Source organism: Stenotrophomonas veracruzanensis (assembly GCF_032911525.1).
In the GTDB taxonomy this organism is placed as follows: domain Bacteria; phylum Pseudomonadota; class Gammaproteobacteria; order Xanthomonadales; family Xanthomonadaceae; genus Stenotrophomonas; species Stenotrophomonas africana.
Genome location: NZ_JAWJTI010000007.1, coordinates 42,092 through 56,928 on the forward strand (window position 1 = coordinate 42,092; position 14,837 = coordinate 56,928).

The window sequence follows — 14,837 nt, forward strand, 5'->3', positions numbered from 1 at the left end:
CTTCGCCCTGCGAAGGGCTCTGACCCCGTCCCATCCGACGCAGGCCCAGTCAGCGCCTTGCAGCGCGCATCGTGCGGATGTTGTCACCGACGAACAGCACCAGGCCGGCCCAGATCGCGGCAAAACCGATCGCCTTGGCCGTGTCGAACGCTTCATGGAAGAAGAACACGCCCAGCAGCAGCTGCAGGCTCGGTGCGATGTACTGCAGGATGCCGACCAGCGACAGCGGGATGCGCTTGACCCCGTAGGCGAAGCCGATCAGCGGCACCGCCGTGATCACCCCGCCGAAGATCAGCATCAGATCGTTGGCCCAGCCCCAGCCACCGAAGAAGCCACCGCCATGGCCGTTTTCCGACCACAGCGCGAAGCCCAGCGCGGGCAGGAACAGATACAGGCTTTCCACGCCCAGCCCGGCCACCGGATCAACCGACACCAGCTTTCGCAGCAGGCCGTACAAGCCGAACGAGCACGCCAGGCCCAGCGCGATCCACGGCGGCGTGCCCGCATCGAGGGTCAGCCAGGCCACGCCCACCGCTGCAATGGCTACCGCCAGCCACTGCACGCGGCGCAGGCGCTCCTTCAGCACCAGCACGCCCAGCAGAACGTTCACCAGCGGGTTGATGAAGTAGCCCAGGCTGGTTTCGATCACATGCCCTGCGTTGATCGCCCAGATGTACAGGCCCCAGTTGAAGGCAATGGTCAGGCTCGATACCGCCAGGATCGGCAGCGCGCGCGGCTGCGCGGCGATCTTCTTCCACCAGCCCAGCCGCGAGGCGATCAGCAGCCAGGCCAGCACCAGCACGGCGCTCCAGATGATGCGATGGGCGATGATCTGGAACGAGGGCACTTCGTTGAGCAGATGCCAGTACACCGGCACCAGCCCCCACAGCACGAAGGTGGAGGCAGTGATCAACAGGCCCCGGCGTTGTTCTTTCTCATCCATGCTCATCTCTTTCGCGTCCTTGCCATTGTCAGTACCACCACACCCAGAAGTATCACCACCATCGCCAGCAGGTCGCGCCAGCCGAATCGTTCACCGTTGAGCAGTGCGCCCAGCAGCACCGCGATCACCGGATTGACGTACGCGTAGCTGCCCGCGAGCGCCGGGCGCACGTTCTGCAGCAGCCACACGTAGGCGGTGAAGGCGACGATGGAGCCGAACACGCACAGGTAGGCCATCGCCAGCAGGCCGCCGGTGTCGGGTAGCGTGGTCGGGCGCTCGCCCACCGCCAGGCCGATCAGCACCAGCAGCACGCCGCCGCAGACCATCTGCCCGGCAGCGGTCATGAACGGGCCCGGCAGGTCCAGCCCACGCGCCCACACCGAACCGAACGCCCAGCCGATCGGCGCGATCAGCAGCAGCACCAGCCCCGTCGGCGAAGCGGTCAGGCTGCTGCCGGCATTGAGCCAGACCACTCCGAGGAAGCCGATGGCGATGCCCAGCCACTCACCGCGGCTGGCATGCTGGCCGCGCAGCGCCGAAAACAGCGCCATCCACAGCGGCACCGAGGCCACCGCCGTGGCGGCCAGGCCCGAGGACACCTCGCGCTCGGCCAGCACCACCATGCCGTTGCCCAGTACCAGCATGGTCACACCCATGATGACCAGGTTACGCCATTGCCGCAGGGTCGGGTTCGGCAGCTTCCAGAACAAGCGCAGCGCAAGGAACATCAGGCCGCCGGCAATGATGAAGCGGCTGCCGGAGACCATCGTCAGCGGCAGTGCGCCGCCGTGCAGGGCCTTGGCGATGCCCAGGTAGGTCGAACCCCAGACCACGTAGACCAGCAGCAGTGCCAGCGCGACAAGGCCACCCCGGGGGGCAGCCGCAGACGAAGAGGGGGGAGCCGACATGACACACCAGGGAGCCGGGGGAAAGCGGATTCTAGGACGTTTTGAGTATGGTCCGGGACCCCATACGGTGGCACGCTGTCATCCATCCATGCACCCTGCTCTGGTCTGCTACCCCGTGTTGACGGTCGATGCAGTACCAAGAGGGCTGCCCGGCCGCGCCGCCCCAAGGCCGGGCGCCGTTTTCCCTGCGCACGGACGCGCCGCATCGAGGATTCCCACCCAGATGAGCACCACGTCCCAACCTGCTGTCCCCGCAAACGACCGCGCCGCCCTGCGGCGGTCGATCTCCAATACCCTCAAAGGCTCCGCCGGCAACCTGGTGGAGTGGTACGACGTCTACGTGTACTCGGTGTTCGCCGTGTACTTCGAATCGCAGTTCTTCTCGCCCGACGACAAGAACTCCACGATGTACGTGTGGGCGATCTTCGCGGCGACCTTCCTGATGCGCCCGATCGGCGCCTGGTTCTTCGGCCGCTTCGCCGACCGCCACGGCCGCCGCCTGGCGCTGACTGTCTCGGTCACGTTGATGGCGCTGTGCTCGTTCCTCATCGCCATCACCCCCACCGCCGCCAGCATCGGCATCTGGGCTGCAGTGATCCTGCTGTTCGCGCGTCTGCTGCAGGGCTTCGCCACCGGTGGCGAGTACGGTGCCAGCGCCACCTACATGTCCGAGGCCGCCATTCCCGGCCGCCGCGGCTTCCTGTCCTCCTTCCACTACGTCACCCTGGTCGGCGGCCATGTGCTGGCCCAGCTGACCCTGCTGCTGATGCTGACCTTCTGGGGCAAGCCGGAAATCTCCGAGTGGGGCTGGCGCATCGCCTTCGGCATCGGCGGCATCGCCGCGGTGGTGGTGTTCTGGCTGCGCCGGGGCATGGACGAGTCGCTGTCGGAGTCGTCCATCGAGGCCGCGCGCGAGGGCAAGGCGCAGAAGTCCGGTTCGATGTACGAACTGTTCGTGCACCAGTGGCGGCCGCTGCTGCTGTGCTTCCTGATCACCGCCGGTGGCACCGTGGCCTTCTACACCTACTCGGTGAACGGCCCGAAGATGATCCAGAGCGCCTTCGCCGGCAACGACCCGATGACCGGCACCCTGATCAACCTGGGCGTGCTGGCGTTCCTGATGGTGCTGCAGCCGGTCGGCGGCTGGCTGTCGGACATCATCGGCCGCAAGACCCTGCTGGTGTTCTTCGGCGTCGGTGGCGTGCTGTACAGCTGGTACCTGATCACCCAGCTGCCGCACCAGCATGACGCCACCCTGGCGTTCCTGACCCTGGCGATGGCCTTCGTCATCCTCACCGGCTACACCTCCATCAACGCGGTGGTGAAGGCCGAGCTGTTCCCCACCCACGTGCGTGCACTGGGCGTGGGCCTGGGCTATGCGCTGGCCAACTCGCTGTTCGGCGGCACCGCCCCGCTGCTTTACCAGGGCGCGCTGAAGACCGGCCACGTCGACTGGTTCGCCATCTACGTGACCGCCACGATCGCGGTATCGTTGGTGGTCTATGTGTTCTTCCTCACCAACAAGGGCCCGAACTGGCTCGACGGCACCCGCAAGTAGGCGCGTTGCCCTGATCGCGGCCACCGGTGCACTGCCGGTGGCCGCTGCGTCTCCCGCCACGCCACTGATGTGGATGGCGGCGACGCTGGCCGCAGCCACGGCACTGGCCTGGCTGCTGCGTCGTCCCAACGCACAGGCCGCGTGGCCGCGCATCGGCTTCGGGGTCGCCCTGCTGGTGTTCTGCGGCGCGCTGGCGCTGCAGCTGGCGGTGGACCTGGGCAGCGGCCACAGCTCGCTGCAACTGCGCCTGCATCGCGGCATCAATGCAGGATCACCGGTTGGCCTGCGTACGATGGTGGCGTGCTATCTGGCAGCGCTCGTCGCCAGTGGCTGGGGCGCGTGGAAGCTGTTGCGCCGGCGCAGGTAGTGCCGGCCGGCAATCGGCAATCGGCAATCGGCAATCGGCAATCGGTAGAGTCGACTGTTAGTCGACTGCTCTCTCTGTCGCCACCGGAAAAACCCGCGCTGCGCGCGATAGTCGACTAGCAGTCGGCCCTACCCCCGGCGGAATGACATGACGCCCTGCCGGTCCCGATCCTCAGCGGCGGGCCGCTTCGCTCTTGTCGCGCGCGCCGCGGAACTCCGATTCCTTCTCCCACGTCGGCCAGCGGCGGCTGTTGGCCAGCTCGGCGCCCAGGTCGTAGACCAGCAGGGTGTCGGCCGCGTGGCCGCTCGGGTCCCAGCTCGGGGTCCACGCATCGCAGGCCTGGTGGTAGCAGTCGGCGAAGTACTTCTCGCGCAGCGCGCGGCCGGCTTCAACTCCACCATCCAGCTTGTCCAGGCCTGGGCCGATGGTGATCGCCGGTACGCCCAGGCGGGCGAAGGCGAAGTGGTCGGCACGGTAGAAGAAGCCGGCTTCCAGGTTAGGGTCCGGGCTGTAGCTGCGGCCGCGGGCCTTGGCCACGCGTTCCAGATCGCCTTCCAGCGACACCCGGCCCTTGCCCCACGAAGCGATGTCGCGGGTCGGGCCATCCGGGCTGAACATCTCGATGTTCAGCACTGCAGCGGTCTTGTCCAGCGGCGCCAGCGGATGCGCGGCGTAGTAGCTGGCGCCCAGCAGGCCCTTCTCTTCGGCGGTGAGGGCCACGAAGTACAGCGTCCGCTGCGGCTGCGGGCCGGCGGCGAACACGCGGCCCAGTTCCAGCACCGTGGCCACGCCGGTGGCGTTGTCGATCGCACCACGGCGGATGCGGTCGCCCTTGGCGTCGGCCTGGCCGATACCGAAGGCATCCCAGTGCGCGGAGAAGATCACGGCCTCGTCGGCGTGTTCACCACCGGGCAGCTTGGCCACCACGTTGCGGGTCACCACCTGCTCGCGCTTGAGCGCGAAATCCACGCTCAGCTTCGCGTTGTCCAGTGCCACCGGGCGGAAGTCTGCACGCATCGCCTTGCGCTTCTCGGCATCGAAGTCGAGGCCGGCGTCGGCGAAGATCGCCTCGGCCAGCTCGCGCTGCATCCAGCCGCGCAGCGGCGTGTGCTGCGCCATCGCCTCGGCCTGGCCGCGCTCGATGTCAAACAGCGGCGAGGTACCCGAGCTCTTCACCGTGGCCCAGCCATACGCGGCCGGCGCGGTCTCGTGGACGATCAGCACGCCCTCGGCGCCACGGCGTGCGGCTTCCTCGAACTTGTAGGTCCAGCGGCCGTAGTAGGTCACCGCCTTGCCGTCGAACGCACCCGGCGCATCAGCCTCGAAATCGGCGTCATTGATCAGCACGACAGCGATCTTGCCGTGCAGGTCCACGTCCTTGTAGTCGTTCCACTGGCGTTCCGGCGCGTCGATGCCGTAGCCGACGAACACCAGCGGGGCATCCTTGATCTGCACGCGCTTGCGCGGCTGCAGGCTCTGCAGGGTCACGTCCACGCCGTTGGCCAGCGCACGCTTGCCCTGCTTCAGCGACAGGCTGGCCTTGGCCGGTCCGTCCAGCTGCGCGCGCACCAGCGGCACCGGCTGCACCCAGCTGCCGTCCACGCCGCCCGGCTGCAGGCCATAGCTGCGGAACTGCTCGATCAGGTACTGCACCGTGCGTTCTTCGCCTTCGGTCGCCGGCGCGCGGCCCTCGAATTCATCCGACGCCAGCACACGCACGTGGCGCGACAGTGCCTGCGGATCGATGCCGCCGCCGGGCAGGTCATTGGCCGCATGGGCCAGGCCCCCGACAAACAGGCAGGACGACAGCAGCAACACGCGCATCGGATTCACGGCAGTACCACGGCTAGCTTGGAAGTCACCAGAGTGTAACGTGGTCGTGACATCACGGCGCAGCCTGGGCCCACGTCATCCACGCATGGCGTGGATCTACCTGCTGATGCGGTCCAGCCAGCACGCCAGGCCCTGTGCGTTGAGCTCGATGTCCATCGCCAGCACCGCAGTCACCGCCGCATCGTCCAGCGCACAGCCATGCAGCTGTGCGCGTTCCAGGTACAGCGCCTGCAGTGCGGCCAACAGGCAGCGGTGGCGGTCCGGTCGACCGTCGCACTGGCGACCGATGGCGGCCATTGCATCGATCTGCTCGAACAGGTCGTCGGCCAGCTTCTGCACCTGCTGCACGCGCCCATAGTGGGTCAGGTACATCGCCTGCGGACCGTAGCCCAGCATGCGCTGGATCGAGGCCTTCATCGCCTCCGGGTCGAACTGCACCGGCGACGACGTCGGGAAGATGAAAGCGCCCTGCGCACTGTCCAGCTCGCGGTAGGAGATGCCGAAGGTATCGCCGGTGAACCAGCTGCGGCTGCGCGCATCCCACACGCAGTAGTGGTGCAGCGCGTGGCCCGGCGTGTGCAGCAGGACCAGCTCGCGGCCGGCCAGATCGATGCGGTGGCCGTCTTCGGCCACCACCACACGCTGCTCCGGAATCGCTTCAATGCGACCATAGCTGCGGGCGATTTCCTCGGCACCATAAACGGCGGTAGCACCGGCAATCAGCCGGGTCGGGTCGATCATGTGTGGCGCACCGCGCGGATGCAGCACCGCCTTTGCGTTCGGCAGCTGCTGCATCAGCAGGCCGGCGCCGCCGGCGTGGTCCAGGTGCACGTGGGTCAGCAGCAGCCAGTCGACCGCGTCCACACCCAGGCCGGCGTCCGCCAGCGCCTGCAGCATGGCCGGCACTGACAGGCCGGTGCCGCAGTCGACGAACGCAGCGCGGCCGTTTTCAACGATCAGATAGGCCGCGTCGAAGTCGGGACGCTGGAAGCCGGTATCGATGGTGTGGATGCTGGGGTCGGCGGTCATCGGCACGCACCTGGCAGGATCGGGAACAGACGCCCATGGTAGGCGCGCAGGCGGCCCGGGTTCGATGCGGCTTTGGTCGGGTAGTGCCGGCCGCTGGCCGGGTAGAGTCGACTGTCGCGCGCAGCGCGGGCTTCCAGAGAGCAGTCGACTAACAGTCGACTCTACCAAGGCAAGCGCAGGCCAACCAACCGCAGGTCCATCGGGTGCGCAAGGGCCAGGTTCAGCGCAATGCGAACCGCGGCCGCAACAGCAATGCCAGCACCAGCACTGCCAGGAACGCGCCGTAGGCATACAGCACCGCCAGCACCTGTGGCCAGATCGGGCCGGCGTCGGGCTGCACCACGCCGATGCGGTACCCCCACAGCATCGACACGATGCTCAGGGCGAAGGCCAGCACCAGGGTGGTGGTATCGAACAGGCGCCGCCGCGCGGTGCGCGGCTGGCGCGGGAACAGCCAGTACAGGCTGCCCAGCAGCAGGAACCAGGGCAGGAACAGCAGCAGCGACAACCAGGCCATTGCAGACTCCATGTCATCGCGCCGGAGGCGCGCGGACATCATGCCACGGGCGCTGTTCCACGGTCGTGCCGGCGGGGTGCTTCCCTGTAGAGCCGAGCCTATGCTCGGCTGGGTAGCAAAGCAGCCGAGCATGGGCTCGGCTCTACAGAGGCGTAGCAAAGTCGAGCATGGCTCGACTCTACAAAGGGCAGGCAGACCCTGCGATCAGGTCTCTTCGCGCAGCGCGGCCAAGGCCGCCAGCACCGCATCCACCTCGGCCTCCAGCTTGAACAGCTCGCTCTGCAGCTGGTCGCCCTGCTCGGCCTGCTTGATCACGGCAATCAACTGCCCCGCATCGCGCGGCGAATCGAAGCCTTCGCTCTGGATCAGCAGCGTGCCGTCACCGGCGGTCAGCTTGAAGTAGAAGCGGCCGTCCTTTTCGCGGTACTGCTTGAACAGCGGCGGTGCCACGCGGGCAACGCCGGCGTCCTCGCTGGCGATGTCGCCGGCGGTGGACAGGTCACGCAGGCCCACGGCATGGCGCAGCTCTTCCAGCAGCGGTGCTGCCAGCTGCTCGCGCAGCTGCTGGCCACGGCGCTTGAGCAGCGCTTCGATCTTCTCCGGCTCGGCCATCAGCGCGTTGTAGCGCTCGCGCAGCGGCGACAGCTCGCTGTCGATGCGCTCGAACAGCTGCTGCTTGGCATCACCCCAGCTGATGCCGGCAGCGAAGGCCTTGGCGAATTCGGCGGTCTGTTCCGGGGTGGCGAAGGCCTGGTACATCTGGAACAGCGCCGAGCCCTCGGTGTCTTTCGGCTCGCCAGGTGCGCGCGAGTCGGTCAGGATCGAGAACACCAGCTTCTTCAGCTCCTCGCGCGGCACGAACAGCGGAATGGTGTTGTGGTAGCTCTTGCTCATCTTGCGGCCATCCAGGCCCGCCAGCGTCGCCACCTGCTCGTCGATCACCACGTCCGGCAGCGGGAAATACTCCTTGCCGTACACGTGGTTGAAGCGCTGGGCGAAATCGCGCGCCATCTCGATGTGCTGGATCTGGTCACGGCCCACCGGTACCTGGTTGGCCTTGAAGATCAGGATATCGGCGGCCATCAGCACCGGGTACATGAACAGGCCGGCGCTGACGCCTGCGTCATCGTCCACGCCTTCCTCGCGGTTCTTGTCCACCGCCGCCTTGTAGGCGTGCGCGCGGTTGAGGATGCCCTTGCTGGCGATGGCGGTCAGGAACCACATCAGCTCGGTGGTCTCGCGGATGTCGCTCTGCCGGTAGAACCACACGTGTTCCGGGTCCAGGCCGCAGGCCAGCCAGCTGGCCGCGATCTCCAGGGTCGCGCGCTGGGTGCGCTGCGGGTCCTGCGACTTGATCAGGCTGTGCAGGTCGGCCAGGAAGAAGAAGCTCTCGATCCCCGGCGCGCGGCTGGCAGCGATGGCCGGACGGATGGCGCCAACGTAGTTGCCCAGGTGGGGCGTGCCGGAGGGGGTGATGCCGGTAAGGACTCGGGTCGTCATGACTGCGTGGGGTAACCTTCGATGAACGGGGCCAGTTTACCTTGCACGCCACCAACCCCGTCAGGGCCCGCGGCGCGTTCATTCACGCAACCCCGCTGGAGACGCCCGATGAAACGCCTGCTGCCCCTGCTGCTGATCCTGCCCCTGGCCGCCTTCCGCCCCGCCCCGATGCCGCCGCCGGCGTACGAGGGTGGCCCCGTGCGCATGGCCCTGGTCGACCGCGACCGCGGTACCGAACTGCGCAGCTACCCCGCCGAGGGCCAGCGCTGGGTGGCCGGGGAACGCGGCCACCGCTACGCCGTACGCCTGTACAACGACAGCCCGCGCCGGGTGCTGGTGGTGCTGTCGGTGGACGGCGTCAACGCCATCTCCGGCGAGGATGCCGATCCCTCGCAGACCGGCTACGTGCTCAACCCCGGCCAGCGCGCCGACATCACCGGCTGGCGAAAGAGCCAGGATGAAGTGGCGCAGTTCGTGTTCAGCAGCCCCAGCGGCAGCTATGCCAGCCGCACCGGCCGCCCGAACAACATCGGCGTGGTCGGTGTTGCGGTGTTCGAGGAAGCGCGGCGCTGGCGCCCGGAGCCGATCCTGCGCCGTGGCCTGCCGCTGCCGGCACCGGCCGCACAGGCCGAAGCGGCGGCCGATGCCAGCGCCAGCAACAGCCGCATCGAGGGCTACGCCAGCAAGTCGCAGGCGCCAGCGCTGGGCACCGGCCACGGCGCACGCGAGCAGTCCTCGGTACGCGATACCGACTTCGAACGCGCCAGCCGCAGCCCGGCGCAGGTCCTGCAGCTGCGCTACGACAGCGCCCGCAACCTGCGCGCGCGCGGCATCTTGGTCGATGCGCCCTCGCGCCTGCCGCGCGAACCGCAGGCGTTCCCGAACCGCTACGTGCCGGACCCGCCGGCGCGCTGATCGCCTGCCCCACAGCACAACGCCCGCAACCTCTCGGTGCGGGCGTTGTGCTGTGGGGGAAACCGTAGCGCTTACTTGTAGTCCGGGTAGTCCTTGCTTACCGCATCCTGGAACTCACGGACTTCCTTCTCAGCGCGGTCCTTGGCCCAGCCATAACGTTCCTGCAGGCGACCGGCCAGATACTCGGCATTGCCTTCGGCCACATCGAAGTCGTCGTTGGTCAGATCGCCCCACTTGGCCTGGGCCTTGCCCTTCAGCTGCGACCACTTGCCGGAAATGATGTCTTTGTTCATTGCTGGGAGTCCTTGGTTGCAACGGCGTTCTTACCGTGGCTCTAGCTTCGCGCAACGGCTGTTGACTAACGGTCAACCAGCCATGAAATAGATGCTCACCTGCTTGAATGGTTCACTCCGCTTAGACAGTCATGCGGTGAAACGCGCGCAAAAAAAGGCCGGGGAAATCCCCGGCCTTTTTCTCTTTCCGTTCCGTGCAGGGCTCAACGGCCCTTCGCGGTGTCCTCGACCTTCTCGCCCGCCTTCTGCACGTCCTTGCCGGCACCGGCAATGGTGTTGCAACCGGCCAGCAGGGCCACCGAGAACATCGACAACAGCATCAGGGCAACTACGCGCTTCATGGGCTTCTCCTTGGGTTCACCGCTACACCGCTTCATTCGCGGATGGGATTCTTTCGCTCGGCGGGAGGGCACCAATGCCCACTGCCGCCGCGTGAAGTGCAATCTGGCGGCAGGGGCGTGGAGCGGGTGTGAACGGATCACGGATCCGTTCAGGCCGAGCCGTCAATCGCGCATCAGAGTGGACTTGCCGAACAGGCTTTCGACCAGGTCCACGGCCAGTTCGGCGGTGGCATTCTGCTTGTCCAGCAAGGGGTTGAGCTCGACGATGTCCAGCGACCCCATGCGCCCGGTGTCGGCAATCATCTCCATCACCAGCTGCGCCTCGCGGTAGTTCACCCCGCCCGGCACGGTGGTGCCCACGCCCGGTGCGATGCTCGGGTCCAGGAAGTCGACATCGAAGCTGACATGCAGGTGGGTATTCTCGTCGATACCGGCCAGCGCCGCTTCCACCGCGCGCTTCATGCCGTTCTCGTCGATGTAGCGCATGTCGTAGACATCTACCTTGTGGGTCTTGATCAGGCGCTTTTCTTCCGGATCCACCGAGCGGATGCCGATCTGGTGCATCTGCGACGGGGTGATCGCAGGTGCGCTGCCACCCAGCTGGGTCAACGCGTCCGGGCCGAGGCCGCACAGGCAGGCCACCGGCATGCCGTGGATGTTGCCGGACGGGGTGACATCACTGGTGTTGAAATCGGAATGCGCATCCAGCCACAGCACGCGCAGGGTCTTGCCCTGCTCGCGGCACCAGCGCGCCACCGCAGTGATCGAACCGATGCCCAGGCAGTGGTCGCCACCGAGCATGATCGGCATGCGGCCGGCCTGCAGTTCGGCATAGCTGGCTTCCATCAGTGCATGGTTCCACGCCACCACTTCATCCAGGTGGCGGTAGCCTTCCACCGGCGCGGTCCACGGGTTGCGCGGACCATCCAGATTGCCCAGGTCGCGCACGTCCACCCCACGTGCTTCCAGCGCCTCCGGCAGCCCAGCCACGCGCAGCGCTTCCGGCCCCAGCCGGGCACCACGATGGCCCGCACCCACGTCGGTGGGAACGCCAATCAGGGATACGGAGATGGGATGGGCCATGGGTGCCTCCTGCGGGGGAAAAAGAAGCACAGTCTAGCCAGAGCTGTGTGACACCACTCGCGGCGGTGCAGCAGGGCATTGGCATGGCATGATGCCGCGCGGACCCGACCGTCCTTCATGGAAGATTGCGATGTCGCCCTTCATCAACACCGCCTGGCCCCGCTTTTTCATCGGCGCGCTGCCCATCGCTGCGTTTGCGGTTTTTTTCAGCAGCTCGATTGATGCGTCGCCGAACGCCTGGCTGATGCAGGCGACGCTGCTGCTGACGCCATTCTCGTTTCTGCTGTTCCTCGGACTGGGGTGGCAGCGCCTGCGCAAGGCACACGCTGAATACCCGATCGTGAAAAGCGAACTGCACCGCGCGCTGGAGGTATTGATCGGCAACGTGAAGGTGGCCGCGCTGTGGTTCGGCCTGACCGTCGTCGGCATGTTCGCCCTGATGCTGGCGTGGGTGCTGCTGCGGAAGAGCAGCGGCTGACGGAGGTTCCTGCCCACGAGGAACTCAACCGCCGCGGCGGCGAACCGGCGTCATGCTCTGCACCTGGCCGTTGTTGCGCATCATGCACAGGAAGCGGCCATCGGGGTAATCGATGATCAGTTCCTGGTAGTCGCTACCCACCGGCATCTGGGTCACCAGCGTGCCCTGCGCGCCCTTGCGCATGTTGCAGGAACCCAGCGCGGTATCGCCTGCCGGCGCCGGGGTGGCCACCGAGGACACATTGCGGAACACCGCGCGGCAGCCGCCGTTGACCCACACCGAATGCCGCGCCAGCCCCCAGTTCTTGCCTTCCTCGCAGCGGGTACGGCTGAGCTGGCGCACGATTTCCACGTTGCCGCGGGTATTCAGATCGCACGACACCTGCTGCTGGCCGGTGGATTCGCAGGTGACTTCGCGGGGTAGCGCGGCATCGCCACCGGCGGCGTGGTGAGATTGCGCGCCACTTGCGGCGGGCGCGGGTGTGCCGCGAGTACTGACCTGGCAGATGCCATTGGCGCCGCCACGGCCGGTGTAGCTGATCTGCGGCGTGCCGTCATCGCTGCGGCTGATCGACAACGTGATACCACTGTTGGCATCGCGTGCTTCGAAATAGCGGTCGTTGTAGCGCTTCAGCGTGGCCTCGCGGCCCTGCACGTAGACCGGCCCGCCATCGTCGGCGTGAACATCGATGCCGCCCGGGCAGCTGGCGTTGAAGAACGGTACCGCAGCCATGGCCGGGGCCACGACCGCAGTGGACAACAGTGCGACGGTGAGCGACAGGGCGTGGCGACGCATGTGCGGATCCCGAAGGGGCCCAAGTGGGCGTGTAGCGGCAGTATGCGGTGGGCGCTGCGGGCGGTCCGTGAGGAATATCAAGATCCGGTAGCGCGCGTGGGGATTCACGTCTGGTATCGTTGCCTTGGTGCCTTACCGAGGCTGTTAAGCCAGCTTTACGTCGCACGCTACTGTAAGCCGTGCGGCAACAGTGGCGCGGCCCGGATAGCCGATGATGACGGCGCTGCGCGATATGTCGCTTCTGGCATTGCACTGCTCGAAACGGGCCAAACGCGATAATTCATTTTTCCTTTCAGATCACCCGATGCCATCGAAACAAACGACTGGCAGGCGGGGATTTCGCGTGCGCATGATGAATCGCCACCTGCAAAGGTGGTCGGGACTTCCAAGCCCGTGTTGTCAACGATGTATACGCTTGCCAGCCGGCGTCGTCCTTTCAGGGGCGGCGCCGGCTGGCAATCCGTTAGCCGATCGACGGCGGGCGGTGCGTGGGGGCCTCGTGCCCGCCGATTCGTTGACCCGGTCTTGGAAGCCACGCATCGCCCGCCACCCTCTTCGGGTGGCACCTCTGTTGCCGACGAGGACGCCCGCATGCCCAAGACCCATCACCCGTACCTGACCGCCACCCTTGGCGAGGCCGCGCTGCGCCTGCCACCCGAACTGGCGCAGCCGTTGGAAGCCGCTTTCGCCGCCGCCAACGAGGCGCCCGCGCCCATCAACCTGCCCGGCTGCCTGCAGCGCATCCAGGCCGGGGACGCCGCCGATGGACAGCCGTGGCCGGGGCCGGCAGGCACACCTGGTGAAGCGGTGGCTGCCGCTCGCAGGGATCGCGCCGCAGTGGGCCTGGTGTCGTTGCTGGAGCTGTACCACGCCGTCGAGCGCGTGCGTGTGGATGGGGATGAGAAGGACGATATCGGCGACGGCACGCGCGAAGGGCTGATGCTGGCCTGCCGGGGGCTGGCGGAGTATGTGGCGTTGCAGGTGGGTGGGGCTCAGTAATGCAGAACATTGAGATCCCCAATGCACAGGTTCACAACGTCACTCCCCGGCTAGCGAATCAGGCAGACCCGCTGCTGGAATGAGCAAACCCTATCCAAACCTGAAGCCTGTTCTCGTTGAGCTGCGGCTGGACGAAGTGGATTCGCGCGGCGGCGCTGTTGCCGAGATGATCGCCTCCACCGCGCGCCCAATGGCGCTGTCCATAAGCCCTGAACTTATGTGGTACGGCTTCGTCTTGAATGACCGCGGCATCACCCGGATCATGCCAGGAACGCGGGCACACTGCACGATCTCATTCATCAACCACGACGGTGCGAAAGAGGTATTCCCCTGTGGCAGGGTGGCCGCCTTCGGAGACGGATCATCGACAAAGGGGTTGATCCGCATCATCCGGTTTGATTGAACCTGTTCGCGCCGAATGCCTTGATCTGGCAACGGCAGACGCGTGATGCATCAATGCGCCGCGTGGCACACAAGCTGCATCGAGCCAGAATGGCCAAACGACTCCTCCTTTGCCGCGTCATTGAGTTGACTCACCGGCTTGGGACGAAAAAACCGCCGAAAGGCGGTTTTTTCATGCTTTTCCGTGCGCTTTACATCCAGCGACGTGCCAACGCATCAAGGTCCGCACGTACGCTCACTCAGCGCTGGCATGCAGGCGCACACCCAGGGCACGGGTCACCTTCAGGATGGTCGCGAAATCCGGGCTGCGCTCGCCCGACAGTGCGCGATACAGACTCTCGCGCGACAAGCCCGCCGCACGCGCAACCTTGCTCATGCCCTGAGCGCGGGCAATATCGCCGAGCGCCTTGGCGATGAATGCAGAATCGCCGTCGCTTTCTTCGATGCAGGCTTCGAGATAGGCGGCCATTTCCTTCGGCGTTCGAAGGTGCTCGGCCACATCAAATGCTTTGAGTTCGACTTTTCTCTTGATGGCCATGATGGGACACCTCCGGAACTTCGGTATTGAGTCGTTTCGCGGACAGCCAGTTCGATGCTCACAGGGCGCGCGCCATTTCCCTCGCCTTCTCTATATCGCGCTGCTGTGAACCCTTGTCGCCTCCGACCAGAAAATTTCCCTTCAGCTTCGTTGAGTGTAGCCTACAGGCTACACTTTCCAACATCGCGTGCGGGAGTATCCCATCGTCAGGAATGCGCACAGGAAGCGGTAGGCCCGCCAATAACTAGCAGTGTCAATGAACGCCGTGTAGGGTCAGGGATTAGCGCTGCTACGGGCAATGCAGAAGAGGCATTCCATAAGGCACGCAGGTCTGGCAC

General features: G+C 66.2%; 17 protein-coding genes. 6 read left to right on the forward strand and 11 right to left on the reverse strand.

What is annotated here, in order from left to right:
- Positions 1-49: 49 nt before the first annotated feature.
- Both rarD and yedA read right to left on the reverse strand, forming a co-directional pair.
- Complete coding sequence (gene rarD / locus R1H25_RS07550) at positions 50-949, reverse strand: EamA family transporter RarD (protein ID WP_088480275.1); 900 nt, start codon at positions 947-949, stop codon at positions 50-52.
- On the reverse strand, positions 946-1,851 hold the full coding sequence (gene yedA / locus R1H25_RS07555; protein ID WP_317223220.1) for a drug/metabolite exporter YedA: 906 nt from the start codon (positions 1,849-1,851) through the stop codon (positions 946-948). Before yedA ends, rarD begins: the two co-directional genes overlap by 4 nt.
- Positions 1,852-2,074: 223 nt before the next feature.
- Here yedA and R1H25_RS07560 point away from each other — a divergent pair, with 223 nt between their 5' ends.
- Entirely contained in the window at positions 2,075-3,409 is a 1,335-nt protein-coding gene (locus R1H25_RS07560) for an MFS transporter (RefSeq protein ID WP_010486964.1), read from the forward strand.
- Between the two features lie 67 nt (positions 3,410-3,476).
- A complete protein-coding gene (locus R1H25_RS07565; RefSeq protein ID WP_057500017.1) occupies positions 3,477-3,776 on the forward strand; it encodes a hypothetical protein in 300 nt (99 codons plus the stop codon).
- A gap of 171 nt (positions 3,777-3,947) precedes the next feature.
- On the opposite strand, the gene R1H25_RS07570 is transcribed toward R1H25_RS07565, so the two are convergent.
- The 4 genes from R1H25_RS07570 to R1H25_RS07585 all read right to left on the reverse strand — a co-directional run bounded on the left by R1H25_RS07570 (position 3,948) and on the right by R1H25_RS07585 (position 8,655).
- A complete protein-coding gene (locus R1H25_RS07570; protein WP_317223268.1) occupies positions 3,948-5,600 on the reverse strand; it encodes a M28 family metallopeptidase in 1,653 nt (550 codons plus the stop codon).
- Positions 5,601-5,705: 105 nt separating this feature from the next.
- Positions 5,706-6,638, reverse strand: a complete 933-nt coding sequence (locus R1H25_RS07575; RefSeq protein WP_317223221.1) for an MBL fold metallo-hydrolase — start codon at positions 6,636-6,638, stop codon at positions 5,706-5,708.
- A 220-nt stretch (positions 6,639-6,858) separates the two neighbouring features.
- Positions 6,859-7,155: a hypothetical protein gene (locus R1H25_RS07580; protein ID WP_049448240.1), complete on the reverse strand. Its 297-nt coding sequence runs from the start codon at positions 7,153-7,155 to the stop codon at positions 6,859-6,861.
- A gap of 204 nt (positions 7,156-7,359) precedes the next feature.
- Positions 7,360-8,655 carry a tryptophan--tRNA ligase gene (locus R1H25_RS07585; protein WP_317223222.1) on the reverse strand — a complete coding sequence of 432 codons (1,296 nt, stop codon included), beginning with the start codon at positions 8,653-8,655 and terminating at the stop codon, positions 7,360-7,362.
- Between the two features lie 108 nt (positions 8,656-8,763).
- On the opposite strand from R1H25_RS07585, the gene R1H25_RS07590 reads away from it, so the two are divergent.
- Positions 8,764-9,570 carry a hypothetical protein gene (locus R1H25_RS07590; protein WP_317223223.1) on the forward strand — a complete coding sequence of 269 codons (807 nt, stop codon included), beginning with the start codon at positions 8,764-8,766 and terminating at the stop codon, positions 9,568-9,570.
- 71 nt (positions 9,571-9,641) lie between these two features.
- Here the strand turns inward: R1H25_RS07590 and R1H25_RS07595 are convergent, their stop codons facing one another.
- The 3 genes from R1H25_RS07595 to rocF all read right to left on the reverse strand — a co-directional run bounded on the left by R1H25_RS07595 (position 9,642) and on the right by rocF (position 11,287).
- Positions 9,642-9,863: a CsbD family protein gene (locus tag R1H25_RS07595; RefSeq protein ID WP_004153772.1), complete on the reverse strand. Its 222-nt coding sequence runs from the start codon at positions 9,861-9,863 to the stop codon at positions 9,642-9,644.
- A gap of 203 nt (positions 9,864-10,066) precedes the next feature.
- Positions 10,067-10,204, reverse strand: a complete 138-nt coding sequence (locus R1H25_RS07600) for an entericidin A/B family lipoprotein (protein ID WP_008266021.1) — start codon at positions 10,202-10,204, stop codon at positions 10,067-10,069.
- Between the two features lie 162 nt (positions 10,205-10,366).
- Positions 10,367-11,287, reverse strand: a complete 921-nt coding sequence (gene rocF, locus R1H25_RS07605; protein ID WP_107378954.1) for an arginase — start codon at positions 11,285-11,287, stop codon at positions 10,367-10,369.
- 130 nt (positions 11,288-11,417) lie between these two features.
- On the opposite strand from rocF, the gene R1H25_RS07610 reads away from it, so the two are divergent.
- Complete coding sequence (locus tag R1H25_RS07610; RefSeq protein ID WP_317223224.1) at positions 11,418-11,765, forward strand: hypothetical protein; 348 nt, start codon at positions 11,418-11,420, stop codon at positions 11,763-11,765.
- A gap of 24 nt (positions 11,766-11,789) precedes the next feature.
- Here R1H25_RS07610 and R1H25_RS07615 read toward each other — a convergent pair whose 3' ends face one another.
- Positions 11,790-12,560: a DUF3011 domain-containing protein gene (locus tag R1H25_RS07615; RefSeq protein ID WP_317223225.1), complete on the reverse strand. Its 771-nt coding sequence runs from the start codon at positions 12,558-12,560 to the stop codon at positions 11,790-11,792.
- 591 nt (positions 12,561-13,151) lie between these two features.
- Between R1H25_RS07615 and R1H25_RS07620 the strand changes: the two genes are divergently transcribed.
- Together R1H25_RS07620 and R1H25_RS07625 are read left to right on the forward strand one after the other, a co-directional pair.
- Complete coding sequence (locus tag R1H25_RS07620; RefSeq protein WP_317223226.1) at positions 13,152-13,559, forward strand: hypothetical protein; 408 nt, start codon at positions 13,152-13,154, stop codon at positions 13,557-13,559.
- A 79-nt stretch (positions 13,560-13,638) separates the two neighbouring features.
- Positions 13,639-13,962, forward strand: coding sequence for a hypothetical protein (locus tag R1H25_RS07625; protein ID WP_317223227.1), 324 nt, complete (start codon positions 13,639-13,641; stop codon positions 13,960-13,962).
- A 234-nt stretch (positions 13,963-14,196) separates the two neighbouring features.
- Here the strand turns inward: R1H25_RS07625 and R1H25_RS07630 are convergent, their stop codons facing one another.
- The gene (locus tag R1H25_RS07630; protein WP_317223228.1) at positions 14,197-14,499 is read right to left on the reverse strand and encodes an addiction module antidote protein; all 303 of its coding nucleotides are present in this window, start codon (positions 14,497-14,499) and stop codon (positions 14,197-14,199) included.
- Between the last annotated feature and the right edge of the window lie 338 nt (positions 14,500-14,837).